The 26,905-nt window shown below is 44.2% G+C and carries 20 protein-coding genes, 20 tRNA genes and 3 rRNA genes; 7 read left to right on the top strand and 36 right to left on the bottom strand.

Translation table 11 applies throughout. The features are described 5' to 3' along the window. Positions 1–41: 41 nt before the first annotated feature. Complete coding sequence (gene pckA / locus AJGP001_RS06140; RefSeq protein WP_071153368.1) at positions 42–1,631, top strand: phosphoenolpyruvate carboxykinase (ATP); 1,590 nt, start codon at positions 42–44, stop codon at positions 1,629–1,631. Positions 1,632–1,673: 42 nt separating this feature from the next. Here pckA and AJGP001_RS06135 read toward each other — a convergent pair whose 3' ends face one another. From AJGP001_RS06135 to AJGP001_RS06125, 3 genes are all read right to left on the bottom strand, one after another. After that, positions 1,674–2,453: an alpha/beta hydrolase family protein gene (locus AJGP001_RS06135; RefSeq protein WP_071153367.1), complete on the bottom strand. Its 780-nt coding sequence runs from the start codon at positions 2,451–2,453 to the stop codon at positions 1,674–1,676. Further along, positions 2,434–2,892: an RNA deprotection pyrophosphohydrolase gene (gene ytkD / locus AJGP001_RS06130; protein WP_071153366.1), complete on the bottom strand. Its 459-nt coding sequence runs from the start codon at positions 2,890–2,892 to the stop codon at positions 2,434–2,436. Before ytkD ends, AJGP001_RS06135 begins: the two co-directional genes overlap by 20 nt. A gap of 66 nt (positions 2,893–2,958) precedes the next feature. After that, positions 2,959–3,405, bottom strand: a complete 447-nt coding sequence (locus AJGP001_RS06125; protein WP_058385823.1) for a Dps family protein — start codon at positions 3,403–3,405, stop codon at positions 2,959–2,961. 106 nt (positions 3,406–3,511) lie between these two features. On the opposite strand from AJGP001_RS06125, the gene yidD reads away from it, so the two are divergent. Further along, a complete protein-coding gene (gene yidD / locus AJGP001_RS06120; RefSeq protein ID WP_058385824.1) occupies positions 3,512–3,742 on the top strand; it encodes a membrane protein insertion efficiency factor YidD in 231 nt (76 codons plus the stop codon). Between the two features lie 86 nt (positions 3,743–3,828). Then, positions 3,829–4,815 carry a metal ABC transporter solute-binding protein, Zn/Mn family gene (locus tag AJGP001_RS06115; RefSeq protein WP_071153365.1) on the top strand — a complete coding sequence of 329 codons (987 nt, stop codon included), beginning with the start codon at positions 3,829–3,831 and terminating at the stop codon, positions 4,813–4,815. Positions 4,816–4,865: 50 nt separating this feature from the next. Here AJGP001_RS06115 and AJGP001_RS06110 read toward each other — a convergent pair whose 3' ends face one another. From AJGP001_RS06110 to AJGP001_RS06075, 8 genes are all read right to left on the bottom strand, one after another. Beyond that, positions 4,866–5,534 (bottom strand): MOSC domain-containing protein, encoded by a 669-nt coding sequence (locus tag AJGP001_RS06110; protein ID WP_078080258.1) that lies wholly within the window; start codon positions 5,532–5,534, stop codon positions 4,866–4,868. Positions 5,535–5,603: 69 nt separating this feature from the next. Further along, positions 5,604–6,323, bottom strand: coding sequence for an AAA family ATPase (locus AJGP001_RS06105; protein ID WP_078080257.1), 720 nt, complete (start codon positions 6,321–6,323; stop codon positions 5,604–5,606). Further along, the gene (menC, locus tag AJGP001_RS06100; RefSeq protein ID WP_078080256.1) at positions 6,314–7,417 is read right to left on the bottom strand and encodes an o-succinylbenzoate synthase; all 1,104 of its coding nucleotides are present in this window, start codon (positions 7,415–7,417) and stop codon (positions 6,314–6,316) included. The genes AJGP001_RS06105 and menC overlap by 10 nt, the downstream gene beginning before the upstream one ends. Further along, a complete protein-coding gene (locus AJGP001_RS06095) occupies positions 7,408–8,832 on the bottom strand; it encodes an o-succinylbenzoate--CoA ligase (RefSeq protein WP_078080255.1) in 1,425 nt (474 codons plus the stop codon). Before AJGP001_RS06095 ends, menC begins: the two co-directional genes overlap by 10 nt. A 63-nt stretch (positions 8,833–8,895) precedes the next feature. After that, positions 8,896–9,714, bottom strand: coding sequence for a 1,4-dihydroxy-2-naphthoyl-CoA synthase (gene menB / locus AJGP001_RS06090; RefSeq protein WP_071153364.1), 819 nt, complete (start codon positions 9,712–9,714; stop codon positions 8,896–8,898). Continuing rightward, positions 9,711–10,538 (bottom strand): 2-succinyl-6-hydroxy-2,4-cyclohexadiene-1-carboxylate synthase, encoded by an 828-nt coding sequence (menH, locus tag AJGP001_RS06085; RefSeq protein ID WP_071153363.1) that lies wholly within the window; start codon positions 10,536–10,538, stop codon positions 9,711–9,713. Before menH ends, menB begins: the two co-directional genes overlap by 4 nt. Then, a complete protein-coding gene (gene menD / locus AJGP001_RS06080; protein ID WP_078080254.1) occupies positions 10,535–12,235 on the bottom strand; it encodes a 2-succinyl-5-enolpyruvyl-6-hydroxy-3-cyclohexene-1-carboxylic-acid synthase in 1,701 nt (566 codons plus the stop codon). The genes menH and menD overlap by 4 nt, the downstream gene beginning before the upstream one ends. Beyond that, a complete protein-coding gene (locus AJGP001_RS06075) occupies positions 12,222–13,613 on the bottom strand; it encodes an isochorismate synthase (RefSeq protein ID WP_078080253.1) in 1,392 nt (463 codons plus the stop codon). Before AJGP001_RS06075 ends, menD begins: the two co-directional genes overlap by 14 nt. Positions 13,614–13,783: 170 nt before the next feature. On the opposite strand from AJGP001_RS06075, the gene AJGP001_RS06070 reads away from it, so the two are divergent. Both AJGP001_RS06070 and AJGP001_RS06065 read left to right on the top strand, forming a co-directional pair. Next, positions 13,784–14,695, top strand: a complete 912-nt coding sequence (locus AJGP001_RS06070; protein WP_078080252.1) for a 1,4-dihydroxy-2-naphthoate polyprenyltransferase — start codon at positions 13,784–13,786, stop codon at positions 14,693–14,695. 130 nt (positions 14,696–14,825) lie between these two features. Further along, positions 14,826–15,791: a DMT family transporter gene (locus AJGP001_RS06065; RefSeq protein WP_078080251.1), complete on the top strand. Its 966-nt coding sequence runs from the start codon at positions 14,826–14,828 to the stop codon at positions 15,789–15,791. 13 nt (positions 15,792–15,804) lie between these two features. Here the strand turns inward: AJGP001_RS06065 and AJGP001_RS06060 are convergent. From AJGP001_RS06060 to AJGP001_RS05945, 24 genes are all read right to left on the bottom strand, one after another. Next, a tRNA-Glu gene (locus AJGP001_RS06060) sits at positions 15,805–15,876 on the bottom strand. A gap of 6 nt (positions 15,877–15,882) precedes the next feature. Next, positions 15,883–15,973: transfer RNA gene (locus tag AJGP001_RS06055), tRNA-Ser, on the bottom strand. Between the two features lie 4 nt (positions 15,974–15,977). Then, positions 15,978–16,052, bottom strand: a tRNA-Asn gene (locus AJGP001_RS06050). Position 16,053: 1 nt separating this feature from the next. Further along, positions 16,054–16,130: transfer RNA gene (locus tag AJGP001_RS06045), tRNA-Ile, on the bottom strand. A gap of 13 nt (positions 16,131–16,143) precedes the next feature. Beyond that, a tRNA-Gly gene (locus AJGP001_RS06040) sits at positions 16,144–16,217 on the bottom strand. Positions 16,218–16,223: 6 nt separating this feature from the next. Next, a tRNA-Phe gene (locus AJGP001_RS06035) sits at positions 16,224–16,299 on the bottom strand. A 17-nt stretch (positions 16,300–16,316) separates the two neighbouring features. Continuing rightward, positions 16,317–16,392, bottom strand: a tRNA-Asp gene (locus tag AJGP001_RS06030). Between the two features lie 3 nt (positions 16,393–16,395). Then, positions 16,396–16,472 (bottom strand) — tRNA-Met (locus tag AJGP001_RS06025). A 46-nt stretch (positions 16,473–16,518) separates the two neighbouring features. After that, positions 16,519–16,611 (bottom strand) — tRNA-Ser (locus tag AJGP001_RS06020). A 15-nt stretch (positions 16,612–16,626) separates the two neighbouring features. Then, positions 16,627–16,703, bottom strand: a tRNA-Ile gene (locus AJGP001_RS06015). Between the two features lie 8 nt (positions 16,704–16,711). After that, positions 16,712–16,785 (bottom strand) — tRNA-Met (locus tag AJGP001_RS06010). Between the two features lie 21 nt (positions 16,786–16,806). Beyond that, positions 16,807–16,882, bottom strand: a tRNA-Ala gene (locus AJGP001_RS06005). 6 nt (positions 16,883–16,888) lie between these two features. Then, a tRNA-Pro gene (locus AJGP001_RS06000) sits at positions 16,889–16,965 on the bottom strand. Between the two features lie 26 nt (positions 16,966–16,991). Then, a tRNA-Arg gene (locus tag AJGP001_RS05995) sits at positions 16,992–17,068 on the bottom strand. A 31-nt stretch (positions 17,069–17,099) separates the two neighbouring features. Next, positions 17,100–17,188: transfer RNA gene (locus AJGP001_RS05990), tRNA-Leu, on the bottom strand. Positions 17,189–17,217: 29 nt separating this feature from the next. Continuing rightward, positions 17,218–17,292: transfer RNA gene (locus tag AJGP001_RS05985), tRNA-Gly, on the bottom strand. A 5-nt stretch (positions 17,293–17,297) separates the two neighbouring features. Next, a tRNA-Leu gene (locus AJGP001_RS05980) sits at positions 17,298–17,382 on the bottom strand. A 20-nt stretch (positions 17,383–17,402) separates the two neighbouring features. Next, a tRNA-Lys gene (locus AJGP001_RS05975) sits at positions 17,403–17,478 on the bottom strand. 7 nt (positions 17,479–17,485) lie between these two features. After that, positions 17,486–17,561, bottom strand: a tRNA-Thr gene (locus tag AJGP001_RS05970). A gap of 11 nt (positions 17,562–17,572) precedes the next feature. Next, positions 17,573–17,648 (bottom strand) — tRNA-Val (locus AJGP001_RS05965). Between the two features lie 8 nt (positions 17,649–17,656). Next, positions 17,657–17,772, bottom strand: a 5S ribosomal RNA gene (gene rrf, locus AJGP001_RS05960). Positions 17,773–17,910: 138 nt separating this feature from the next. Beyond that, a 23S ribosomal RNA gene (locus tag AJGP001_RS05955) occupies positions 17,911–20,843 on the bottom strand. A 197-nt stretch (positions 20,844–21,040) separates the two neighbouring features. Beyond that, positions 21,041–22,590: ribosomal RNA gene (locus tag AJGP001_RS05950) — 16S ribosomal RNA — on the bottom strand. The 16S, 23S and 5S rRNA genes sit together here with 20 tRNA genes alongside, the layout of an rRNA operon. 361 nt (positions 22,591–22,951) lie before the next feature. Beyond that, positions 22,952–23,854, bottom strand: a complete 903-nt coding sequence (locus AJGP001_RS05945) for a DMT family transporter (protein ID WP_078080250.1) — start codon at positions 23,852–23,854, stop codon at positions 22,952–22,954. A gap of 105 nt (positions 23,855–23,959) precedes the next feature. Between AJGP001_RS05945 and AJGP001_RS05940 the strand changes: the two genes are divergently transcribed. Beyond that, the gene (locus AJGP001_RS05940; protein WP_058385835.1) at positions 23,960–24,688 is read left to right on the top strand and encodes an MgtC/SapB family protein; all 729 of its coding nucleotides are present in this window, start codon (positions 23,960–23,962) and stop codon (positions 24,686–24,688) included. Between the two features lie 15 nt (positions 24,689–24,703). Further along, positions 24,704–25,690 carry a cation diffusion facilitator family transporter gene (locus AJGP001_RS05935; RefSeq protein WP_078080249.1) on the top strand — a complete coding sequence of 329 codons (987 nt, stop codon included), beginning with the start codon at positions 24,704–24,706 and terminating at the stop codon, positions 25,688–25,690. 32 nt (positions 25,691–25,722) lie between these two features. Here AJGP001_RS05935 and AJGP001_RS05930 read toward each other — a convergent pair whose 3' ends face one another. Next, on the bottom strand, positions 25,723–26,886 hold the full coding sequence (locus AJGP001_RS05930; protein WP_071153804.1) for an iron-containing alcohol dehydrogenase: 1,164 nt from the start codon (positions 26,884–26,886) through the stop codon (positions 25,723–25,725). Between the last annotated feature and the right edge of the window lie 19 nt (positions 26,887–26,905).

Raw genomic sequence — 26,905 nt, 5'->3', positions numbered from 1 at the left:
CTCCCCATTATGGGAATAACAGAAAAGGAAGGTACATATATATGACTTCAGTGAACTTTGCAAACGATTTAAAAGATCTTTTGACTGGCCAAAATGTGCATGTTCAATTATCAGTGCCACAATTAGTGGAAGCGGCAACATCCCGCAAAGAAGCAGTATTAACTCGGGAAGGCGCTGTAACAGCGGAAACAGGAAAATATACTGGCCGCTCACCGAAAGACAAATACATGGTGGAAGAAGAAAGCTCTAAAAACAAAGTCGACTGGGGCAATGTGAACCGTCCGATTTCAAGCGAAATATTTGAAAAGCTTTACGCTAAAGTGATTAAGCACCTTAAAGACAAAGATGCGCTTTATGTATTCAAAGGATTTGCCGGAGCCGACCATGAATCACGTGTGCCCATCCAAACAATCAATGAATACGCATGGCATAATCTATTTGCTCACCAATTGTTCATCCGGCCTACAGCTGAAGAATTGCAAACACACAAAGCTGAATTCACAGTTGTGTACGCTCCGACTTTTCAAGCAGACCCTGCAGTTGATGGTACAGCTTCTGAAACATTTATCATCGTATCGATGGAGCAAGGCATTATTTTGATTGGCGGCACTGAGTACGCTGGCGAAATGAAAAAATCAATTTTCTCTATCATGAACTACTTACTTCCTGAAAAAGGAATTTTACCTATGCATTGTTCAGCAAACGTTGGTCCAGAAGGCGACGTAACTTTATTTTTCGGTTTATCCGGAACAGGTAAAACAACTTTATCAGCTGACGGTGATCGCAAACTAATCGGTGATGATGAGCACGGCTGGTCAGATAACGGCGTATTTAACATTGAAGGTGGTTGCTACGCTAAAACGATTAATTTGTCGCGTGAAAATGAACCACAAATTTACGACGCAATCCGTTTTGGTTCAGTACTTGAGAACGTCGTAGTGGACCCTGAAACACGCATTCCAGATTATAATGACGGTTCATTAACTGAAAATACACGTGCAGCATACCCAATGCAAGCAATCGACAATATTGTAGATCCTTCAGTTGCAGGACATCCGAAAACAATTGTCTTTTTGACTGCTGACGCATTTGGCGTATTGCCTCCAATCAGTAAATTAACAAAAGAACAGGCGATGTACCACTTTTTAAGCGGCTATACATCGAAACTTGCTGGAACAGAGCGCGGAATCACTTCACCTGAAGCAACATTCTCTACATGCTTCGGTTCACCTTTCTTGCCGTTGCACGCAACAGTTTACGCTGAAATGCTTGGTAAGAAAATCGACGAGCACGGCGCTCAAGTTTTCCTCGTTAACACTGGATGGACTGGTGGCGTATACGGAGTCGGTAGCCGTATGAAACTTTCTTACACACGCACAATGGTTCGCGCTGCGATCAAAGGCGAATTAAACACTGTGCCAACTGAAAAAGAAGCAGTCTTCGGTTTTGAAATTCCAACTGAAGTACCTGGAGTTCCAAGTGAAGTATTAAACCCACGCCATGCATGGTCAGACAAAGCAGCTTATGACCAAAAAGCAAATGAATTGGCGCAAGAATTCCAAGAAAACTTTAAAAAGTTCGGCACTGTCGCACCTGAAATCAGCGTGCTAGGCGGACCAACTCAAAAATAATCTTGCAAAAACCCGTTCGGAATAAAATCCGAACGGGTTTTTTTACTTTTCTTTTTCTCTCATCCACAGACAAACTGCTTTGACTGTTTTCCAATTCGCTACAGGTGGAAAAAAGTGCGTGTAATCTGGAAAATACCATGTCTCATGCGGCTGATCCTTTAACTTTAATGCCTCTTCTAACAAATGTGCTTGTCCGGGTGAGACATTGTCATCTAGTAAACCGTGAATGATCAAAACGGGCGCAGTATTTTCTTCAATCCGCAATAATGGGTTGCGCTCTTCAAATTGAGTTAAAGCGGTGTTCGGCGTTCCCCCATAAAGTCGCTTCATCATGCGACGCATATCCGGACGTTCTTTATACGTTAATACCGTATCTGTAACACCTGCCCATGTAACAACCGACGTAATATCTTGACGCAAAATAGCTGTCCATAATGCCATAATCCCGCCTCGTGAAAATGCCAGTAAGTGGACATTTCCATTACTGAATTTTTTTAAAACATCGACAGCATGAACGGCATCCCACCTGTCTTCTCCTGCAAATTCATCACGGCCTTCACCGCCTCGATTGCCTCGATAATACGGAGCAAACACTACAAAGCCTTGTGCGGCAAATTGAGCGATTCGTGCAGGACGTACCATCCCAATCGACTGAATGCCTCCTCTTAAATACAAGATGCCACTATTGCTTCCTTTTTTTTTCGGTTCAGCTAGCATTCCTTTTACGCGTAATCCTTCTGACCAGTAAACAATTTCTGATAACCGAACGTGTGGATTCGGCGATGGATAAGGTCTCTTCGATCTAATCGTTCCATTTTTCAAGCTGCTTCACCTTCTCTATTATTTTACTCATTCCTTCATCTTTCATTAAAAAACTAAAGTGGCTAGTTGTCTTTAACTCTTTTAACAAGATGATTCCCTCTGTTTCAAGAAGGGAAATTCGGTCTATTCCTTCTACCTCTGCGACAAAAACCGTTTTACAAAATGGTTTCTCTGAATACACCACGTATTCAGCAAACCAGTCTAGGTTTTTTATATGCGCCCCAGTTTCTTCGTAAACTTCCCTCTTGGCAGCCTCCTGTAAACTTTCCCCCACTTCTACTTTGCCGCCTGGAAATTCTAACCCTCGCTCATTATGCTTGGTCAGTACCCACTTTCCGTTATCGCTACAGATTACCAATACATGTCTACTTTCAATAGAAAAGCTATTTTTTTCAAATGATAGTTCACATAAGTAGCCGTTCAAGTCTTGATAATGCATTTTTTCACCTCAATGCCATAAGAAAAGCGTACACTAAATTTCAGTGTACGCTTGTATAATTCTATCTTACTTCTTTTCGCCCAAGAATGCTGATAACATCCAAGAATGTTTTTCAAGATTTTGATGAATGGCATTCAACATGTCTTCTGTCATGTCGTCACCATCTTCAGCTGCCAAATGCATTCCTTTTTTCAGTGATTTCATAATTTTATCGTAATCACTCACAACAGTATCTACCATTTCCTCAGCCGACTCCTTGCTGTTCGCTTCTTCGATCACAGAAAGCGCTAGCTGTTCTTTCATTGTAGCGACCGGCTTTCCACCAAGTGCTAATAACCGTTCTGCAATCTCATCCATGTGCAATGTCGCTTCATTGTATAATTCCTCAAATTTTACGTGCAATGTAAAAAACGAAGGGCCTTTTACATACCAATGGAAATTATGTAATTTTGTATAAGCAACAGACCATGTTGCCACCTGTACGTTTAGTTCTTGGTTTAATTCGTTTGACATTTCCGATCACACTCCATTTTTTTGATAAGTTCATATACTTTATTTATACCACTGATGCCCCTACAATAAACATATGAAGTAATTCTGCGAAAAGAGTTGAAATTTTATGAAGACGACTTTACTACGGATGTTCCGTTTTTATCAACGATTCATCTCTCCTTTATCACCCCCAAGCTGTCGATTTTATCCAACATGTTCGCATTACGGCATTGAAGCTGTCGAAAAGCATGGCGCGTTAAAAGGCGGATATCTAGCCGCGAAACGCATTTTAAGCTGCCATCCTTTCCATAAAGGGGGAATCGATTTCGTCCCTGAAGAATGGCCACCAAAAAAATAATTGGTGGTTTTTCTTGTGTTTTTATTGCGTATACTGTAATATTCAACTAGTCATTAAAACGTAATCATTACATTTTGGAGGAAAATATGAAAAAAATACTATTACTAATCTCTATTGTTTTATTATTAGCAGCTTGTGGAAAAACAAGTGATGAAGCGCAAAGTATCGATACTGATGCTTCGAAGCTACAAATTTATACAACGGTTTATCCACTAACTTATTTTACAGAGCGCATCGGTGGTGATTTGATTGATGTTCAGTCAATTTATCCTGCCGGCTCCAATGAACACACCTTTGAACCCACACAACAAGAAATGATTCAACTCGCAGATGCAGATTTGATGTTCTCGATTGGTCTGGGTCTTGAAGGGTTTATCGACAAAGCTCAAAAAACATTGAAAAATGAAAATGTTGAATTTGTAGCGACTGCTGATACTCTAACAGATGAAGATTTAGAAGCCGCACTTGGGTATAATGAACAATCTCATGAAGAGCATGAAGAAGATTCTCACGAGGCAGAAGCTGAAAGCCATGATGGTCATGATCACGGTTCAACTGACCCGCACGTCTGGATGTCTCCTGTACTAAGCAAAAAATTAGCAGAATCGATTAAAGATTCCTTGATAACAGCCGACCCAGAAAACGCAGAAACTTACGAAAGCAATTATACAGAATTAGTTGTTGAGCTCGAAACCTTAGACCGTTCGTTCGCTACGCTATCTGAGCGCGTCACGAAAGACACCTTTTTCGTTTCCCATGAGGCTTTTGGCTACTTGTCAGAGCCTTACGGTTTTGAACAAATGGCAATCGCTGGACTAAATAGCCAGGATGAGCCTTCGCAAAAAGAGTTAACAGAGATTGTTGATTTAGCAAAAGAAAAAAACATAGAGTATATCGTCTTTGAACAAAATGTTTCGTCTAACTTGACAGAGGTTATTCGAAAAGAAGTAGGTGCTGAAGCAATCCAAATGCACAATCTTGGCGTTTTAACACAAGAAAACATCGACAATGAAGAAACGTATTTTACCTTGATGGAAAAAAATCTACAAGTACTTGAGACCATTCTAAAATAGTGAAAAAGCACAGCCGAGAACTTCTCTCTGCTGTGCTTTTCTTTTTCATGTTAGCTACCCGATGTTAATTTAGTTAGTCGTTTGGTCAAAAATTGCCGCCATTCAGCTGCGAGTTCTTCTACTTCCAATACTTTGACAATCCCATCGATGTCTCTTGTTCTCTGGAAATTGATTTCATTGGCATATAGAACCGATACTTGTTGTGGACTTTTTGCTACTAGACGAATCGATGAATCGGCTCTCACAATGCCTTCTTCTAGTACACGGCAAAGATAACCAGTAAAGCCCGTTTTCACCATTTCTTTTAGTAAAGGCTTCATGTCCAGTCGCCTGTCAATGGTATTACAAGGAACTCTTCCTTGCGTCACTTGAATAATAGCCTCTCCTACTTGAAAAATGTCCCCAATGCAGACGTCTCGCTCTAGCATATTTGTCACCGTTAAATTTTCGCCAAAAGCAGCAGGGGGTAACTGAACTTTAAATTGGTCCTTCCAATAAGCATAATGTTCATACGAATAAATGCACACGGCACGTTCTGGACCTCCGTGATGCTTAAGATCTGCGACACCATCTCCTTGAAAACCGTCCTTAGTTAACAATACCGTTTGCGCTTGTTGTTTACGAATAGCGGTTTCCATTTCCTTGCCGTTTTCATAGGTCATTTTCTCAGGTAACCCGATCGCAAAATTTTTGATGACCGCTTTTTCTGAATTCCTCATACATCCCCCACCTTTTGATCCGTCAGCTAATCGACTCTGATTTACTTTTCTGTATTATACATCAGACCATCAATCTTCCAAAATTTCATTTAAAAACTTTTCGCGATGATCTAAAAAATACTTGGTGATTCGGTAATGGTCGGTCATTTCATAATCGATTTCTTCAATCGCTCCTCCGTCAAAACTTAAAATTTGTGCATCTGGATATCCAAGAAGAATAGGTGAATGTGTCGCAATGATAAATTGACAATTCTCTTGTGTAGTCAAGTCTTTTAAAATTTTCAAAAATGTCAATTGTCGTTGGGGGGACAATGCGGCTTCTGGCTCATCAAGCAAATACAGTGCTCGCCCATTAAAACGATTCAAAAATAAAGACAAGAACGATTCCCCGTGAGATTGCTTGTGCAACGAACGACCTCCATATGACTGAAATCCATCTTCATTCACATCTTCTAGATGTGTCGCAAAATGATAAAATGATTCAGCGCGCATGAAAAATCCATTGGTCACTTTTGGCATCCAGGATAATCGAATGTACTCACCCAACACCGATTCAGAAGCGTGTACGTCATAGTTATTGTTGCGTCCACCTCCTGCTGTATTAAATTCGCATTTATCTGCGATGGCTTCGAGTAATGTTGACTTGCCCGACCCATTTTCTCCAACAAAAAAGGTAATGGGGTTGCTCAGCTTGACTTGTTTCATACTGTTTACCGCAGGTACTGTAAAAGGGTATTGTTCAAAATCCTCTACTTGGTCTCTCAACAAACGGATGCCAGTCAAAAACATTCCTTTGCCTCCTCGCTAGGGCTTAAATGAGCAGTATCTACTTTATAACCGATTCCTGTAAGCTGACTTAACTGTATCTCACCATTGTCGACAAAAATTTCCGGCTCGATTATATCTTTTTCCCAAAAATGAGTAGAAGCAGAAAAATCACCTGGATATTCTATACCTGGTAACGACGCCAGCGCTAAATTATGAGCCTTTGATACGCCAAATTCAATCATGCCACCCACCCACATGCCTATAGAATGCTCACGACACAATTCCACCACTTTCAAGGTTTCTGTCCAGCCTCCAAGACGACTCATTTTTAACACGACAATGTCTCCTGCTTTCATATCGATCATTTGCTGAACATCATCTACACTAGAAATACTCTCGTCCAAACAAATTTTAGTGTTGAGTTGCGCTTTTGCTCGCGCATGTAACGCCCACTCACGCTCTCCAAACGGCTGTTCAATAAGCGTGAACCCAACATCATCAAATTCTTTTAACCGTTCAAAATTGGCTTTGTTGAAACTACCATTGGCATCCGCGAAAAATAATAGCTCGGGATAGTTAGTAACAACAGATTTCAACACAAACGGATCTGTATCTGGATGAATTTTGATTTTGATACGCTTGTACCCCGCATTGTTCGCTTGCGCTACTCGGTCTCCTATTTGAGAAGGATCTGCAGCTATAACGATGCCAGCAGGAACTGCTTTCAAAATGCCACCAACAAATTGCCAAAGCGGCTGCTGTTGCTGTTTTGCAAACAAATCCCACACAGCCATTTCTATGGCTGCTTTTGCCATCCGATTGCCTTTCACAGCTTTGAACAGTTCCCAAACTTCTTTTGGATGTTGAAAATTTTGACCCCTGAGTAGTGGCAGTAACACGTGCTCAAGTACAAAACGACAGCTGGTGATGGTTTCTTCTGTATACCAAGGAGTTTCAAATGCTACACATTCTCCGTAGCCAATGTCTCCTGACTCGTCTTGTACACTTACAACAATTACTTCTCGCTCATCTACTTGCTGTAAAACAGATTTAAAAGGGGTTTTGAGCGGTCTTCGTACTGTCTTAAAGCCAATCTCTTTAATGGTTATACCCATGCTCTCAGCTCTCTTCTCAGCAGCTTGTTGGAAGCATTGCGCGGCAACGACTCAATAACCGTCAATTGTTTTGGCACTTTGTAAGACGCCAACTGCTCGCGGCAATAAGCCAGCAATTCTTCTGCAGTCACGTCTTGTTGCAATACCACAAATGCCACGGGAACTTCTCCCCACCTCTCACTCGGTGCCCCGCAAACACCGACTTCTTGAACGGCAGGATGACCCAATATTACTTTTTCAATTTCAGCCGGATATACATTTTCTCCACCAGAAACGATTAAATCCGAACGGCGATCCACCACAAACAAAAATCCTTCATCATCTAAATAACCCATGTCTCCCGTGTGAAGCCAGCCATCTTGTTGCACATTCCGCTCCGCAAATTTCCCTATATAGCCAGGTGTCACTTGTGGACCGCGAATCAGGATTTCTCCCACCTCACCCAATTTTTCCGTCTTGACTTCATATAAAAATAATGGCTTACCCGCTGATCCAATTTTTCGCTCTGCATCCGCCACTTGTAAAGTTGTTGTTTGTGATGATGTTTCTGTCATGCCATATGTTTGCAACACCGGTATCCCACAGTTTTCAGCACGTTTCATATAGGCAACAGGAATCGGTCCACCTCCAGCAAGAACCGCTTTAAAACGATCAGAAGCTTGCGTGGAACCTCTTTCGACACTCGTTAATATGCGTTCTAACGTCACACCCACAACCGACATATGCGTCACGCTGCCGTTGCAAATTTCTTCTGCGCTACGATCTGCGTCAAACTTCTCATATAACCGAACCCCCATGCCGTATATTAACGATCTCATTAAGATCGAAAATCCACTAATATGAAACAAAGGCACTGCACATAACCAAACATCTTCCGGTGCAACGCCAATATTAAGTGCAGAAGATACAGCACTTGAAAAATGATTTTCCGCTGTTTGGCGAACGCCTTTTGGATGTCCGGTAGTACCTGACGTATACATAATCGAAAGAGTCCGGTCTTTTGCCCATTGTTGTTGCGGTTCGAATTGATCGGCGTTGGCTTTTTCGATTTCACTAAATAAAACCATGCGTGAATCGTCCACTTTTTCTTTTAGCACATCAGCTACGAAAATAAACGCGACTTCCGCATCGTTTATTTGGTATGTTAATTCATTGCTTGATAAACGCTCATTGAGCATGACCATTTCACAGCCTAGATGCATACAACCATACAAGACAAAAACAAATTCTGGAGTAGATTTTGCTAATACTGCAACACGTGAATGTTCTTTCACGCCAAGTGCGCTAAGTTTACTGGCATAATCGAGTGCAATTTTATTGATTTCAGAAAAAGTCCACTGTTGCTGCTCAAACGACAAGGCCATACGGTCCCCGCTCAAATAACTTCGCTGACTCAACCAATTCGGATAGGTCATGTTGAAAATCCTTTCTTCAAAAAAAGCTGTCCCTCAAGAGGACAGCTTTCAATTATTCTATAATCATGGGAAACGTGGGAATTGACCAAAGTCCGGTTTGCGTTTTTCTTTAAACGCATCGCGTCCTTCTTTCGCTTCGTCTGTTGTGTAATACAAGAGCGTTGCGTCTCCAGCCATTTGCTGCAATCCAGCAAGACCGTCTGTATCAGCATTCATCGCCGCTTTTACAAAACGAAGTGCAGTTGGGCTCATTTCAAGCATTTCCTGACACCATTGAACCGTTTCGTCTTCTAACTGTTCAAGAGGTACAACTGTGTTCACTAAGCCCATGTCCAGTGCTTCTTGTGCGTCGTATTGGCGGCATAAGTACCAAATTTCACGTGCTTTCTTGTGACCAATAATACGTGCCAAGTAACCAGAGCCGTAGCCAGCGTCAAACGAACCAACGCGCGGTCCTGTTTGGCCAAATCGTGCGTTGTCTGCTGCAATCGTCAAGTCACACACAACGTGCAAGACGTGTCCGCCGCCAATTGCATAGCCTGCAACCATTGCGACAACTGGTTTTGGAATAACACGGATTAAACGTTGTAGATCCAATACGTTCAAACGTGGAATTTCATCTTCCCCAACGTAACCACCGTGTCCGCGTACAGATTGGTCGCCACCTGAACAGAAAGCTTTTTCACCTTCGCCAGTTAAAACAATAACGCCTACATCTGCGTTATCGCGCGCACGTGAAAACGCATCAATCAATTCATGAACTGTTTTCGGACGGAATGCGTTGCGCACTTCCGGGCGGTTAATCGTAATTTTGGCAATGCCTTTAAAAATTTCATACTTAATGTCTTCGTATGTACGTTCTGTAATCCACTCGCGTGTCATGATTTTCCTCCTTGATAGTTCAAACTTAAATACTCTCTTACTATTGTAGCAAATTCAGCAGGTTTTTCCACATGTATTGCATGTCCTGCGTCGATAGTTTTATGAATGGCCTTTGGCATCAGACTAGCCATCTCTTTAGCAATCAACTCAAACTTCAAGTCCAACTGCCCTGTTACCAATAAAACCGGCATATTTAAACACATTAACTCTGCCCAATAAGTAGCTTGAGAACCGGTTCCCATACCGAGTAAACTATTCGCAAGCCCTACTGGATTTTGCTCCAAGCGTTCTTGGCGAATTGTGTCCTTGACCTTTTCTGGCAAAGATTTCTGACTATCGAACAATGCAATGTTTTCCCAGGAATCGATAAAACGCTCAAGACCTTGCGTAACAATTCGCTCTGCAAGATGTGCGTCATTGGCTCGGCGTTTTCTTCTGGCCTCTCCACTTCGGAGTCCAGGAGAAGCACTTTCTAGAATCAATCCACTAACTCGCACTGGAAATTCACAAGCATAAGCAAGCGCTGTACGCCCGCCCATTGAATAGCCGATAAGGGAAAAGTGATCAAGCTCTAACTGGTCAAACAAAGCATCTAAATTGGCGAGTTGCCGTTCCATTGTATAAAATTCGACTGATTTTGGACTCTCCGTCTTTCCGTGACCAATCAAATCAATGAAAACAAGTTTGTGGTCCGTCCAACCTGTTGCAACTGAGTGCCAGCTTTTTGTAGTGCCCGTAAAGCCATGCAGAAATACTACGGTTTCTTGTTTTTCTCGATTCCTTACTTCTATATGGTAGTGAGTTCCATTAACTGTTAGTTTCATTGCTTAGCCAGCTCCTCATCAAAGCGGCTCCATAATTTACGATGTGTCATCACATTATTTTCACGATTGGTGAACACTTCAATAATCTTCACTGATTTTGTTTTCGGCTCATCTAAAGCGGCAGCAAATTGGGCAATCGTTTCAGCAGATACATATTGCGCATCGTACATGTTCGCTGCATCGCTAAACGTTAATCCAGTCGGCGTACCGAACAGTTCTTCAAAATGACGTTCTTCTTGAGACTGAGGCAAATAAGAGAAAATGCCGCCACCATCGTTATTCATCACAACAATCGTCAAATCGGTTTCCTGCATTTTAGACGCAATCAAGCCGTTCATGTCATGCAAAAAGGATAAGTCGCCAATATATAAATACGCAGGTCGCTGTTTTGCCGCTTGTACGCCAAATGCCGTTGACACTACGCCATCAATGCCATTCGTCCCTCGGTTCGCATACATCATGACATCCCGCTCTGTTGATTGGAAGAAGGTATCCACGTCGCGAATTGGCATACTGCTACCAATGATCAAATCGCAGTTTTCCAATGTATCAAAAAACACTTTTGCTAACACGCCTTCATCCAACTCTTCTTGACTATGAAGAGCTACAACTTTCCAATATAAAGAGGATGCCTTGGTCCATTTTTCACGGTACGAATTCGTTTTTTTCATTTCTAAAGACAATTGCCACAAACCATTTATAGAAGCCTGAATGTGATGCGTTGCTACCGATTGCGCATCTCGCAACATCGGACTTTCATCAAACACCACATAAGTTTCAGGTCTAGCTGCTGCCAAAAACAAACTCAGTGGTTTTGAAACCGGTTGTGGCCCAATCCGAAACACGACTTGTGGGGTTACTTGTTCTTTAAACTCTTTATTTTTTAACAACGCATCGTATGAATCAACAATCAGATGTCTTGTAGTTGATGGACAATTGCCTCGTAAATTCGATAGTGGATCGGCAAGTACTGGCCAGTTGAGCTTTTGAACAAACTCCCAAAATTCAGGTGGCATCGGTTTGGTCATTTCCCCAACAATTAATAGTCCCCGGTCCTTTTTTAACACGTTCTGCAAAAACACACGACTTTCGGCAGATAGGGAAAGTTCTCCACCAAAATGGGCAATGTCTCCGCTACTTTCATAAGTTTGTTCGAAATCAATACCAAGTGGTTCACGAAACGGTACATTGATATGCACGGGTCCTCTTGGTTCACTGTTGGCATTTTGAACAGAACGGTGCAAATGACGCGTTAAGAACGCCAATTGATTTTCCGTTTCCGGCATCGGCAAATCAGTTGACCATTTAACGTGTGATCCAAACAAATTGATTTGATTGATTGCTTGCGGTGCCCCGACTTCTCGCAACTCGTGCGGTCGGTCAGCCGTTACGACGATTAACGGTACACGTGCGTAGTAAGCTTCGACGACTGCTGGAAAATAATTAGCGGCTGCAGTTCCAGATGTGCATAACAGCATCACCGGTTTACCAGACGCCTTCGCCATGCCCAGCGCGAAATAAGCTGCGGAACGTTCATCGATTTGACGGTATACCGTCAAGCCTTCTTGTTTCATACAAGCATAAGCTAATGGTGTTGAACGAGATCCTGGACTAATGACTGCAGCTGCCACGCCTAGTTCAACTAGTGAATGGGTGAATGCAGATACATATTCTGTTAACGCTTTACGACTCGTCACTCAATTGACCTCCCAATGCCCGGAGCATCGGCCTAAACTTAACCCATGTCTCGTCATATTCTGACTCTGGCGTGGAATCTGCTACAATTCCACCTCCCGCATATAAATAAGCTTCTTTGCCATCTAGTAAAGCCGACCGAATAGCAACCGCAAATTCGCCGTCTCCTTTGGCATCAATCCACCCAACAGGCGCAGCATAATAACCGCGATTCATTGCTTCGTAGTTCCGAATCATTTCCAACGCTAATAATTTGGGTTCTCCACCGAGTGCTGGCGTAGGATGAAGAACTTGCACCAAATCAAATAGCGTAGCACCTGGATTCAAGTCTCCTTCAACCGGTGTATATAAATGCTGAATATCCCTAATTTTCATCAATTTCGGCAATTTGGGTACGATTGTCCGACTGCAATTCGCTCTAAAAACTTCACTAATCATGTTTACTACATATTGATGTTCAGCACGATTTTTAGAATCTTTCAGTAAAATTTCCCCAAGTTCGGTATCCTTCTCAATGGTTTTTCCACGCGGAGTAGAACCCGCTAAACATGTTGAAAGGGCTTTATGATTTTCCACTTTTACTAATCGTTCAGGAGTCGCACCAAAGAAAAATTGGTCTTCTGCCTCCAAACCAAATAGAAAACTTTCAGGTTGTTCATTAGATACTTGATACAATGCTGAAGTCGGTGTAAACACATCTTCAAATTCCAGTTTCATCGTGCGTGCAATAACAACTTTTTCAACTTCTTTAGCTTTAATAATGTCGGTTACTTGTTTGATGGAATCCAAATAAGCTTGTTTTTTCAGTTCTATACGACCCGTTGTTTGCGGTTTATCGTATTTGTCCACTTCTGATACTTGGGCTGCATGGATCAATTTATCCCGCTCTTTGCGCATCGCCTCAAATTCTGCAAAACTCTCTTGCTTTTGAGTGATTAAATGGATACTAATAAAAGCCTGTTCTCCTTTTAACACTAGTTGAAAAGTCGGCACTGCGAAATAAGCCTGAGGAAATCTCTTCCATTCACTCGCTTTATTGTTTAACGGATCAAACGAAAATCCACCAAATAGAACCGGCTGAACCGAATGCTCTTCATTGACAATTTGGCGACATAAGTTCTGCCACTCTTTTTTTATTTCTTCAAATCTTCCATTTGCCTTGTTTGTAGACAATACATGGGCATGACCAATTCCGACCAACGTAAAGGTCTTTTCCCGATTTTGCCAGTACAGTCGTTTTCCTGAGTGGTCACTTCCGCCGGCTTCAAAAAATGCCAATGCTGACATGCGTGTTACTTCAATTGTTTCCGTATAAAAGCGGTAGCCTTCATATTGGCTATCCGCAGATTGTTGAGTCGATGAAGACGATTCTGAATTCACCTGATTACCTCCGTTTTAAGACAACAGTCTAGTTTATTCCACAAACGTTCTACTTTTTAATCTCTACCTTCTATCATACTCTTTTCTGCTAAAATCAGCACATCATTTGCTGTATTCACTGTTATTTTGAAGTACAATGAGGAGTGGAAAGAATTAAAGGAGAGAGATATATGACACATTCACTACAAGCAGACAGCGGATGGCGCGTATGGTGGCAACTAACTCGGCCGCATACCTTAACCGCTTCTTTCGCTCCCGTATTCCTCGGAACGATGATTGCTTTACAGTATTCCCTTATCGATTGGATTTTATTCCTAGCTATGCTCGTTGCGAGTTTGTTGATTCAAGCAGCTACTAATATGTTCAATGAATATTACGATTTTGCTAGAGGGTTAGACAATGAGAACTCTGTCGGTATTGGGGGTGCAATTGTTCGGAACGGTGTGAAACCGAAAACTGTATTAAATCTAGCTTTATTGTTCTACGGGATTGCTGCAGTTATTGGTCTCTATATTTGTTCACTAACTAGTTGGTGGCTTTTAGTTGTAGGTGCCGTTGCAATGGGGATTGGCTATTTTTATACCGGTGGGCCATATCCTATTGCCTACACACCTTTTGGCGAACTTTTCTCTGGCGTAGTCATGGGCTATTTGATTGTAATCATTGCCTTCTATATTCAAACGGGGATGGTAACCCTAGAAGCATCGTTACTTGCTATTCCGAGCACATTATTAGTAGCAGCTATTATGCTAGCCAATAACATTCGCGATATTGTGGGCGACGAAGAAAGTGGACGCAAAACACTTGCTATTTTGGTTAAAAGACCGGCAGCTGTCAATATTCTTATGTGGTTTTTCATTCTAGCCTACGTATGGATTGTCATTCTTATCCTAGTAGGAATATTGACACCGTGGGCCTTACTAGTCTTCATAAGCGTCATTAAACCTATTAAAGTCGTTCAAATCTTTAAACGTTTTACAGAACCTCTAAAGGTGATGCCGGCGATGAAAGATACTGGAAAAACAAATACATTTGTGGCTTTTTTACTTGGAATTGGGTTACTGATTGATTACCTTCTATAATATAGACAAACAAAAAAGGATTTCTAGAGAAATCCTTTTTTTGTTTGTCTAAAATAATACTTTGAAGAACAGTTAATTATAAGTTATAGTAAATAAATAATTCTAAATTTTCGAATGAGGAGGATATATAGTGAAACCTATCATCATCGGCATTATTGCAGCTTTTTTCTTTGCATTTACTTTCGTACTCAACGCCACGATGGAAGCTGACGGCGGGAATTGGATCTGGAGTGCGTCTCTCCGATACTTTTTCATGATTCCCTTTTTACTTTTGATTGTTGTATTAAGAAAGAACTTAAAACCGCTGTTACAAGAAATGAATAAAAACAAAAGAGCTTGGACCCTATGGAGTTTTGTTGGATTTGGCTTATTCTATGCTCCACTATGTTTCGCTGCAGCCTATTCCCCTGGCTGGCTCATCGCAGGAACATGGCAAATTACCATAGTCGCTGGTACATTACTTGCTCCCTTATTTCTCATTACCATACATAGCAATAAAGAAACTACTCAACTAAGAGGAAAGATTCCTGTTAAAAGCTTGATGATTTCTTTTATCATATTAGCAGGAGTCAGTTTAATGCAACTTGAACATGTAGCAGTTGTTTCTTCTTCAACACTTTGGTTCGGTTTTATCCCTGTTATCCTCGCAGCTTTCGCATACCCATTAGGAAATAGAAAAATGATGGATATATGTGGAGGTAGGTTGGATGCGTATCAGAGGGTTTTGGGCATGACACTAGCTAGTCTACCTTTTTGGTTTATCCTATCATTATATGGGCTTGTTACTGTAGGTGGACCTAGCGCTTCACAAAGCTTACAAACTTTAATTGTAGCAATCAGTTCAGGTGTAATGGCAACAGTACTCTTCTTTAAAGCGACTGATCTAGTTAGAGGCGATATGCAGAAACTAGGAGCAGTAGAAGCGACACAATCAATGGAAGTTTTATTTGCGTTAGCAGGAGAAGCACTTTTCTTGTCAATTATCTTACCTTCAAGCTTAGCAATAATCGGGATTTTCATTGTAATGCTTGGCATGATTCTTCACAGTCTTAATTCTAGTAAAACGAAAAAAAGTGTTATGCAATTAAATGCATAACACTTTTTTATAATGACCCCTACGGGATTCGAACCCGTGTTACCGCCGTGAAAGGGCGGTGTCTTAACCGCTTGACCAAGGGGCCAAATACTGGCGGAGAAGGAGGGATTTGAACCCTCGCGCCGGTTGCCCGACCTACACCCTTAGCAGGGGCGCCTCTTCAGCCACTTGAGTACTTCCCCAGTATGGCTCCGAAGGTAGGACTCGAACCTACGACCATCGCATTAACAGTGCGGTGCTCTACCACTGAGCTACTTCGGAATGGTGGGCCTAAATGGACTCGAACCATCGACCTCACGCTTATCAGGCGTGCGCTCTAACCAGCTGAGCTATAGGCCCATATGTAATATTATGGAGCGGGTGGGGGGAATCGAACCCCCATCATCAGCTTGGAAGGCTGAGGTTTTACCACTAAACTACACCCGCATAAAATGGTGGGTCAGGACGGAATCGAACCGCCGACACTTAGAGCTTCAATCTAATGCTCTACCGACTGAGCTACTGACCCACTTTATTTATTGGAAATGGCGGTCCCGACCGGGATCGAACCGGCGATCTCCTGCGTGACAGGCAGGCATGTTAACCGCTACACCACGGGACCATTTGGTTGCGGGGGCAGGATTTGAACCTGCGACCTTTGGGTTATGAGCCCAACGAGCTACCGAACTGCTCCACCCCGCGACAATAGTATAATTCAAAAGAAATTCGTCCACACATTTTAAAAATATGGAGGAGGAAGAGGGATTCGAACCCCCGCGGGATTTGACTCCCCTGTCGGTTTTCAAGACCGATCCCTTCAGCCAAACTTGGGTATTCCTCCGAGATAAAATACATATGGTGGACCTTGCAGGACTCGAACCTGCGACCGGACGGTTATGAGCCGTCTGCTCTAACCAACTGAGCTAAAGGTCCTAAAAAAGTGGCGGCAGAGGGGATCGAACCCCCGACCTCACGGGTATGAACCGTACGCTCTAGCCAGCTGAGCTACGCCGCCGGGATCTTTACTTTAAAAAGTTGGTGGAGCCTAGCGGGATCGAACCGCTGACCTCCTGCGTGCAAGGCAGGCGCTCTCCCAGCTGAGCTAAGGCCCCATTGTTTGGTCGGGAAGACAGGATTCGAACCTGCGACCCCTTGGTCCCAAACCAAGTGCTCTACCAAGCTGAGCTACTTCCCGAACTTGAGTTGCTGAGTATAAAAATATGGTGCGCCCGAGAGGACTCGAACCTCTAACCGCTTGATTCGTAGTCAAGTACTCTATCCAATTGAGCTACGGGCGCATATGATGCTATTCACTATTTCGTGAAAAGATGGTGCCGAGGACCGGAATCGAACCGGTACGGTAGTCACCTACCGCAGGATTTTAAGTCCTGTGCGTCTGCCAGTTCCGCCACCCCGGCTAAGGGTCGGTATCACGTGCAAATAAATATGGAGCGGAAGACGAGGTTCGAACTCGCGACCTCCACCTTGGCAAGGTGGCGTTCTACCACTGAACTACTTCCGCAAAAATGGTGCGGGTGAAGGGAGTCGAACCCCCACGCCCGAAGGCGCTAGATCCTAAGTCTAGTGCGTCTGCCAGTTCCGCCACACCCGCGTGGCAATATAAAATTAAAATGGTGAGCCATGAAGGATTCGAACCTTCGACCCTCTGATTAAAAGTCAGATGCTCTACCAGCTGAGCTAATGGCTCGAAAAAGTGGTGCCGGAGAAAGGAGTCGAACCCTCGACCTACTGATTACAAGTCAGTTGCTCTACCAACTGAGCTACTCCGGCAAAAGAAATAATGGTGGAGGATGACGGGATCGAACCGCCGACCCTCTGCTTGTAAGGCAGATGCTCTCCCAGCTGAGCTAATCCTCCGATATATTGCCCAGCGACGTCCTACTCTCACAGGGGGAAACCCCCAACTACCATCGGCGCAAAAGAGCTTAACTGCCGTGTTCGGGATGGGAACGGGTGTGGCCTCTTTGCCATCATCACTGGACTATTTGGTTTTGAAAGACAAGATTTATTATACCAGTAGTACTGTTTTTTTCAAGCTTTTTTTACAAAAACTTGGGCTTATTCTTTCAAAACTGGATAAACGACAGGTGAAACAGGCAAGTTTTTCGCATACAGTGTGTTGGTTAAGTCCTCGATCGATTAGTATTCGTCAGCTGCACGTATCGCTACGCTTCCACCTCGAACCTATCTACCTCATCGTCTTTGAGGGATCTTACTTGCTTGCGCAATGGGAAATCTCATCTTGAGGGGGGCTTCGTGCTTAGATGCTTTCAGCACTTATCCCGGCCACACATAGCTACCCAGCGATGCCCTTGGCAGAACAACTGGTACACCAGCGGTGTGTCCATCCCGGTCCTCTCGTACTAAGGACAGCTCCTCTCAAATTTCCTGCGCCCGCGACGGATAGGGACCGAACTGTCTCACGACGTTCTGAACCCAGCTCGCGTACCGCTTTAATGGGCGAACAGCCCAACCCTTGGGACCGACTACAGCCCCAGGATGCGATGAGCCGACATCGAGGTGCCAAACCTCCCCGTCGATGTGGACTCTTGGGGGAGATAAGCCTGTTATCCCCGGGGTAGCTTTTATCCGTTGAGCGATGGCCCTTCCATGCGGAACCACCGGATCACTAAGCCCGTCTTTCGACCCTGCTCGACCTGTACGTCTCGCAGTCAAGCTCCCTTCTGCCTTTACACTCTACGAATGATTTCCAACCATTCTGAGGGAACCTTTGGGCGCCTCCGTTACTCTTTAGGAGGCGACCGCCCCAGTCAAACTGCCCGCCTGACACTGTCTCCCAAGCCGATCAGGCTTGTGGGTTAGAATTTCAATACAACCAGGGTAGTATCCCACTGACGCCTCCTCCGAAGCTAGCGCTCCGGAATCTCAGGCTCCTACCTATCCTGTACAAGTTGCACCAAAATTCAATATCAGGCTACAGTAAAGCTCCACGGGGTCTTTCCGTCCTGTCGCGGGTAACCTGCATCTTCACAGGTACTATAATTTCACCGAGTCTCTCGTTGAGACAGTGCCCAGATCGTTACGCCTTTCGTGCGGGTCGGAACTTACCCGACAAGGAATTTCGCTACCTTAGGACCGTTATAGTTACGGCCGCCGTTTACTGGGGCTTCAATTCGCACCTTCGCTTGCGCTAAGCACTCCTCTTAACCTTCCAGCACCGGGCAGGCGTCAGCCCCTATACGTCACCTTACGGTTTTGCAGAGACCTGTGTTTTTGCTAAACAGTCGCCTGGGCCTATTCACTGCGGCTCTCTCGGGCTATTCACCCTACCAGAGCACCCCTTCTCCCGAAGTTACGGGGTCATTTTGCCGAGTTCCTTAACGAGAGTTCACTCGCTCACCTTAGAATTCTCTTCTCGCCTACCTGTGTCGGTTTGCGGTACGGGCACCTCCCGCCTCGCTAGAGGCTTTTCTTGGCAGTGTGAAATCAGGGACTCAAGGGTAAACCCTCTTGCCGTCACAGCTCAACGTATTAGAAATGGGATTTGCCTCATTTCACGCCTCACTGCTTGGACGTGCACAACCAACGGCACGCTCTCCTTATCCTTCTGCGTCCCCCCATTGCTCAAACGGCGGGGAGGTGGTACAGGAATATCAACCTGTTGTCCATCGTCTACGCCTATCGGCCTCGACTTAGGTCCCGACTAACCCTGAGCGGACGAGCCTTCCTCAGGAAACCTTAGGCATTCGGTGGACGGGATTCTCACCCGTCTTTCGTTACTCATACCGGCATTCTCACTTCTAAGCGCTCCACCAGTCCTTCCGGTCTGACTTCAACGCCCTTAGAACGCTCTCCTACCACGGATCTCTAACGAGATCCATCCACAGCTTCGGTAATCCGTTTAGCCCCGGTACATTTTCGGCGCAGTGTCACTCGACCAGTGAGCTATTACGCACTCTTTAAATGATGGCTGCTTCTAAGCCAACATCCTGGTTGTCTAAGCAACGCCACATCCTTTTCCACTTAACGGATATTTGGGGACCTTAGCTGGTGGTCTGGGCTGTTTCCCTCTTGACTACGGATCTTATCACTCGCAGTCTGACTCCCAAGCATAAATCACTGGCATTCGGAGTTTGTCTGAATTCGGTAACCCGGGATGGGCCCCTAGTCCAAACAGTGCTCTACCTCCAGGATTCTCAATCTTGAGGCTAGCCCTAAAGCTATTTCGGAGAGAACCAGCTATCTCCAGGTTCGATTGGAATTTCTCCGCTACCCACACCTCATCCCCGCACTTTTCAACGTGCGTGGGTTCGGGCCTCCAGTAAGTGTTACCTTACCTTCACCCTGGACATGGGTAGATCACCTGGTTTCGGGTCTACAACTGCATACTCTGTCGCCCTATTCAGACTCGCTTTCGCTGCGGCTCCGCCTTCTCAGCTTAACCTTGCATGCAATCGTAACTCGCCGGTTCATTCTACAAAAGGCACGCCATCACCCATTAACGGGCTTTGACTACTTGTAGGCACACGGTTTCAGGATCTATTTCACTCCCCTTCCGGGGTGCTTTTCACCTTTCCCTCACGGTACTGGTTCACTATCGGTCACTAGGAAGTATTTAGCCTTGGGAGATGGTCCTCCCAGATTCCGACGGAATTTCACGTGTTCCGCCGTACTCAGGATCCACTCTGGAGGGATAGGGTTTTCGGCTACGGGGCTGTTACCCGCTGCGGCGGACCGTTCCAGGTCGCTTCGCCTAATCCTATCTTTTGTAACTCCGTATAGAGTGTCCTACAACCCCAAGAGGCAAGCCTCTTGGTTTGGGCTGATCCCGTTTCGCTCGCCGCTACTCAGGGAATCGCATTTGCTTTCTCTTCCTCCAGGTACTTAGATGTTTCAGTTCCCTGGGTCTGCCTTCTCATGTGCTATAGATTCACACATGGATACTACCCGATTAAAGGCAGTGGGTTCCCCCATTCGGAAATCTCCGGATCACAGCTCACTTACAGCTCCCCGAAGCATATCGGTGTTAGTGCCGTCCTTCTTCGGCTCCTAGTGCCAAGGCATCCACCGTGCGCCCTTTCTAACTTAACCACTGGTTAATTAAAAAGTTGTGACGAAATCGTCACGCGTACTTGAATTACTTGCTTTGTTTCAATGTCGTTTTATCCAGTTTTCAAAGAACAAGGTTGAAAGTCACAAAAAAAGGCGTTGCCGCCTGAAGGTGAACCTTCAAAACTGAACGCAAAACGTCAACCCCGAGACAAGCTCGGTTCCGAATTTATCCTTAGAAAGGAGGTGATCCAGCCGCACCTTCCGATACGGCTACCTTGTTACGACTTCACCCCAATCATCTGTCCCACCTTCGGCGGCTGGCTCCACAAGGGTTACCTCACCGACTTCGGGTGTTACAAACTCTCGTGGTGTGACGGGCGGTGTGTACAAGGCCCGGGAACGTATTCACCGTGGCATGCTGATCCACGATTACTAGCGATTCCGGCTTCATGCAGGCGAGTTGCAGCCTGCAATCCGAACTGAGAACGGTTTTCTGGGATTGGCTTGCCCTCGCGGGGTTGCAGCCCTTTGTACCGTCCATTGTAGCACGTGTGTAGCCCAGGTCATAAGGGGCATGATGATTTGACGTCATCCCCACCTTCCTCCGGTTTGTCACCGGCAGTCACCTTAGAGTGCCCAACTGAATGCTGGCAACTAAGATCAAGGGTTGCGCTCGTTGCGGGACTTAACCCAACATCTCACGACACGAGCTGACGACAACCATGCACCACCTGTCACCACTGTCCCCGAAGGGAAAAGTGTATCTCTACACCGGTCAGTGGGATGTCAAGACCTGGTAAGGTTCTTCGCGTTGCTTCGAATTAAACCACATGCTCCACCGCTTGTGCGGGCCCCCGTCAATTCCTTTGAGTTTCAGCCTTGCGGCCGTACTCCCCAGGCGGAGTGCTTAATGCGTTAGCTGCAGCACTAAGGGGCGGAAACCCCCTAACACTTAGCACTCATCGTTTACGGCGTGGACTACCAGGGTATCTAATCCTGTTTGCTCCCCACGCTTTCGCGCCTCAGCGTCAGTTACAGACCAGAAAGTCGCCTTCGCCACTGGTGTTCCTCCACATCTCTACGCATTTCACCGCTACACATGGAATTCCACTTTCCTCTTCTGCACTCAAGTTCCCCAGTTTCCAATGACCCTCCACGGTTGAGCCGTGGGCTTTCACATCGGACTTAAAGAACCGCCTGCGCGCGCTTTACGCCCAATAATTCCGGACAACGCTTGCCACCTACGTATTACCGCGGCTGCTGGCACGTAGTTAGCCGTGGCTTTCTGGTGAGGTACCGTCAAGGTACCAGTAGTTACTTGGTACTTGTTCTTCCCTCACAACAGAGTTTTACGATCCGAAAACCTTCGTCACTCACGCGGCGTTGCTCCGTCAGACTTTCGTCCATTGCGGAAGATTCCCTACTGCTGCCTCCCGTAGGAGTCTGGGCCGTGTCTCAGTCCCAGTGTGGCCGATCACCCTCTCAGGTCGGCTACGCATCGTCGCCTTGGTAGGCCATTACCCCACCAACTAGCTAATGCGCCGCGGGCCCATCCTGCAGTGACAGCCGAAACCGTCTTTCCGTGCAGCCTCAGGAGAGGCCGCAAACTATTCGGTATTAGCACCGGTTTCCCGGAGTTATCCCGATCTGCAGGGCAGGTTGCCCACGTGTTACTCACCCGTCCGCCGCTAAACAATGGGAGCAAGCTCCCAAAGTTCCGCTCGACTTGCATGTATTAGGCACGCCGCCAGCGTTCGTCCTGAGCCAGGATCAAACTCTCCATTATAGAGTAGTGTTGATTGCTCAATACTGCTGGCGTATCGCCGTCCGAAGACGCACGATTCGCTTTGATCTGCTCAATGCTGATCAGTAAGTTGTCGTCACGAACACCGAGAAGGAAAACAACTTTGCTCTGGTTGCCAAAGGCAACCTTCGCAAAAGCCGTTCTCGCACCGAAGTGCTCGTGACGTCTTTCGTTGACGTTTTGCTGTTCAGTTTTCAAGGTTCAAGTTGTTGTTTTTTTAGCCGCGCTCATTGGCGACTTAATTAATATATCTCATCCCAACTTCGTTGTCAATACTATTTCAAAATATTTTTACGAGTTGTCTTAAGGACATATATAAATATAAACCGCCACGAGCAAAAAATCAAGCCTTTATTTTTAAAAAGTACATTTTAATTTTTTGGTAGTCTGCAACGAATAGCGTTATCCCCGCTAACACTACACTTCCACCAACAATTTGAGATACACTTAAATATTCTCCGAGTATGAAATACGCTAGTATAGCTGCTCCTATCGGCTCAAAAAGAATAGCAATTGATATAACATTCGTGCTTACCCATTTTAAAGCCCAGTTAAATAATGTATGCCCTAACAGATTCGGAATAATCGCTAACAACAAAAACCACATCCACTCAGAGGCTGGGTAAGGACCAAAAGATTCTCCTTTGAATACAATATAGAAGAATAATGTTATTGTGCTAACTCCGTAAACCACAAATGTATACGTGACCAGTGATAACCTCTTTCTGACATCTTGACCAAATAATAAATATGCCGTAATTAAAGCACAAGCTATTAAAGCCAACAAATCTCCGTAAAGAGCACTTCCACTCACTTTGAAATCACCGTAGCCAATTAAAACACTTCCCGCAATTGCAATAGCTCCCGCAATAAGCGTCTTAATAGATACTTTCTCTTTAAAGAAGAAGTATGTACCAGCAAAAGCGAACAGCGGTTGCAAGGTTACAAGGACAGTCGAGCTTGCAACTGACGTATAATTAAGCGATTCAAACCATAAAATAAAGTGAAAAGATAAAAACACACCCGCAATTGACGCAAAAACCCAATCTCTTTTGCTTAGCTTTTTGATTTCGTGGGTATATTTTAAAAAGAAGACTGGGCTCATGATCAACACCGAAAACAACATCCGGTAAAAAGCTGTCACTCCTGAATCGGCAGATGTCATCTTAACAAAAATAGCCGATAACGCTACTGAGAATACTCCTATCATAATAGGGATATATGGATGAATAGCCGGTTTTTCCATACCTACACCTCTTCTTCTATATTAACTTCACCGACGACACACTTAACAAGTTTGCCACGTTCGCTAAAGAGAATCAATACAAGACAAAAAAATGGAGGTTTTTTTATGGAGTTTTTCAGCGCAATGCAAATTTCTTCATATGAAACTTTCTTTAAACTTGTCATAGCCGCTCTCTTAAGTTTAGCAATCGGACTGGAAAGGGAATTAAAAAGAAAGCCTGTCGGATTAAAAACGAGTATCGTTATCTCTACGTTCAGTTGTTTACTAACCATCATCTCGATTGAATCTGCCTATATTGCACAAGGTAGCGAGTATGCTAATGTTAATATTACAATGGATCCCTTGCGTCTTGCCGCACAGATTGTTTCAGGTATTGGTTTTTTAGGGGCTGGCGTAATTTTAAAACGTGGCAACGATTCTATTTCAGGACTTACGACTGCGGCCATGATTTGGGGAGCTGGAGGAATTGGGATTGCAGTTGCTGCTGGCTTTTATATCGAAGCCGTAACTGCGGTCTTACTCGTCCTGATTGGAATAGAAGTTTTGCCTCACCTACTTTTTAAGTTTGGGCCAAAACGTTTGAAGATGGTTGAAGCAAATTTAAAGGTAGTTGTCACTGATCGAACATCCATACGGGAGGTGCTAAATGAATTAAAAATAAATGGGTCCGTGATCGAAAGCATTTCAATCGCCTACTCAGATGAAGTAGGTTCTTCTTTCTTTCATGAACTTCGGATTCGTATGTCTGTCCCTCACGACAAAGACACCATTGATTTGTACCAAGAAATATCAGACATGAAAAATGTTGTGCATGTTGAAATCGAATTAATTTGACCGAGGAGGATTTTTATGAAAGAGTTTTTCGGATTATTGAAAAATGGCAATAAGCCGTCTTTGACGGCAGCAGTCATTAATACGTTTATCGCAATTATGAAAGGTGTGGCGTTTTTCTTCACAGGGAATGTCGCCATGTTCGCTGAAACAATGCACTCTATCGGAGACGCAGCGAACCAGTATTTCGTTTTTATTGGCTCTGCACTCTCTAAGAAGGCGCCGACCAAGCAATTTCCAAATGGTTTCGGGCGTCTATTGAACATCGTTCTCTTAGGTGCCGTCTTGATTGTTGGAATCATGGCATATGAAACTATTATCGAAGGCTGGCATCAAATGACAAAACCAGTCGAAGCAGAAGGATTCATCATCAGTGTTGTGGTATTATCCATCGCAATCATTCTTGAATTTTTTGTTCTTTATAAAGCCGGAAAAGAAATCCTTCACGAAGCAGGCGTTAAAGGTGGAGCTCTAGCTCCCTTGACTACAAGTTTTTCTCACTTGAATCGAGCGAAGCCTGCAACTAAATTAGTGTTTTTAGAAGATTTGGTTGCAACTGCAGGTGGGGTCCTTGCCTTAACCGCTGTATTAATCGCGCATTACACTGGCTTTCTTCAAGTCGAAGGTGCTGCGTCTATTGCGATTGGCTTTATGATGTTCTATGTTGTCGCAAAAGTTTTCATGGATAACGCACGTGGCGCCATTGGTGAAACGGACGAACATATGGTAAACCATATTGCACACTTGTTGAGTGATCATTCAGATGTTCGAGACATTCAAGAGTTAGAAGTTGTTAAAGAAGGAGAATTTCTTCATGTTGAAACTAAAATTGAAGTTGATCCAAATTTAAACGTGATACAGGCCGATGCTTTACAAGAGCGTTTAGCCGAGCTTATCCTCAGCCAACCAAGTGTTGACGACGTCATTGTTTCTCTCGATGCAGATGATGGTGAAACACATTGGAAGCATTTAAGTAAACGACCAAAAAAACTTAATCCAAATTAAAAAAGGATTGGCGCTCAGCGCCAATCCTTTTCTTATAGTGATGCTTGTAAAATTTCTTTCACATCTTCATCTTTTAGTTTTGCAAAGTTACCGAATTCTCCATAGACCATCGCTTTCTCTACCATTGCATCAATTTTTGAATCATCGATGTCGTAGTAGTCCAAACGAGTTGGTGCTCCTAATGAAGTCCAGAATGCAGATACGCGATCGATTCCTTCATAAGCGATTTCTTCCTCAGACTTACCTGCTGAATCTACGTCAAAGACACGAACTGCCATTTGAGCAAAGCGAGCTGGATTTACGTTTACGTTATGACGCATCCATTGCGGGAATAAAATTGCCAATCCACCAGCATGTGGAATGTCATAAACTGCAGACACTGCATGTTCAATGTTATGCGAACCCCAGTCTCCTCTATAGCCCATTTCAAGGAATTTGTTCAATGCCATTGTTCCTGCGAACATGATTGTTTCGCGGTGTTCATAACTTTGAAGATCTTCCATTAATTTTGGTGCAGTTTCAATTACCGCTTTTAATACACCTTCACACATACGATCTTGAACCGGTGTGCTCGTCGCATCGTTAAAGTATTGCTCGAAAATATGAGACATCATATCAACAATTCCGTAGACCGTATGGTTTTCCGGCACTGACAATGTGTAAGTTGGATCTAGAATTGAAAATTGCGGGAATGACAACGGGCTTCCCCAGCCGTATTTTTCTTGTGTTTCTTCATTCGTAATAACTGAACCTGCGTTCATCTCTGAACCAGTAGCAGCAATTGTCAAAACTGTACCAAATGGCAGCGCTTCTTGTGGCTGTGCTTTGCGAGATACTAAATCCCATGCATCGCCGTCGTATTTAGCGCCGCAAGCAATCAGTTTCGTGCAGTCAATAACTGAACCGCCTCCAACTGCTAATAGCATATCGATGCCTTCTGTTTTGCAAATTTCGATTCCTTTTTTAGCAGTCGAAATACGTGGATTTGGCTCAACTCCCGCTAGTTCAAAAACTTCAAGTTTCGCTTCAGCCAAAGTTTTAATCACTTCATCGTAGAGTCCGTTCTTTTTAATACTGCCTCCACCATATACAAGTAGAACTTTTTTACCAAATTTAGGTAATTCTTCCTTAACTGCTTCAAGTTGGCCTTGACCAAAAATAAGTTTTACTGGGTTATAAAATGAAAATGCGTTCATCCAATCATCCTCCTCTATT

The sequence above is a fragment of the Planococcus faecalis genome (assembly GCF_002009235.1).
Classification (GTDB): Bacteria; Bacillota; Bacilli; order Bacillales_A; family Planococcaceae; genus Planococcus; species Planococcus kocurii.
The sequence above is the reverse complement of the archived record's forward strand: the minus strand, read 5'-3'. Positions and strand labels throughout refer to the sequence as shown.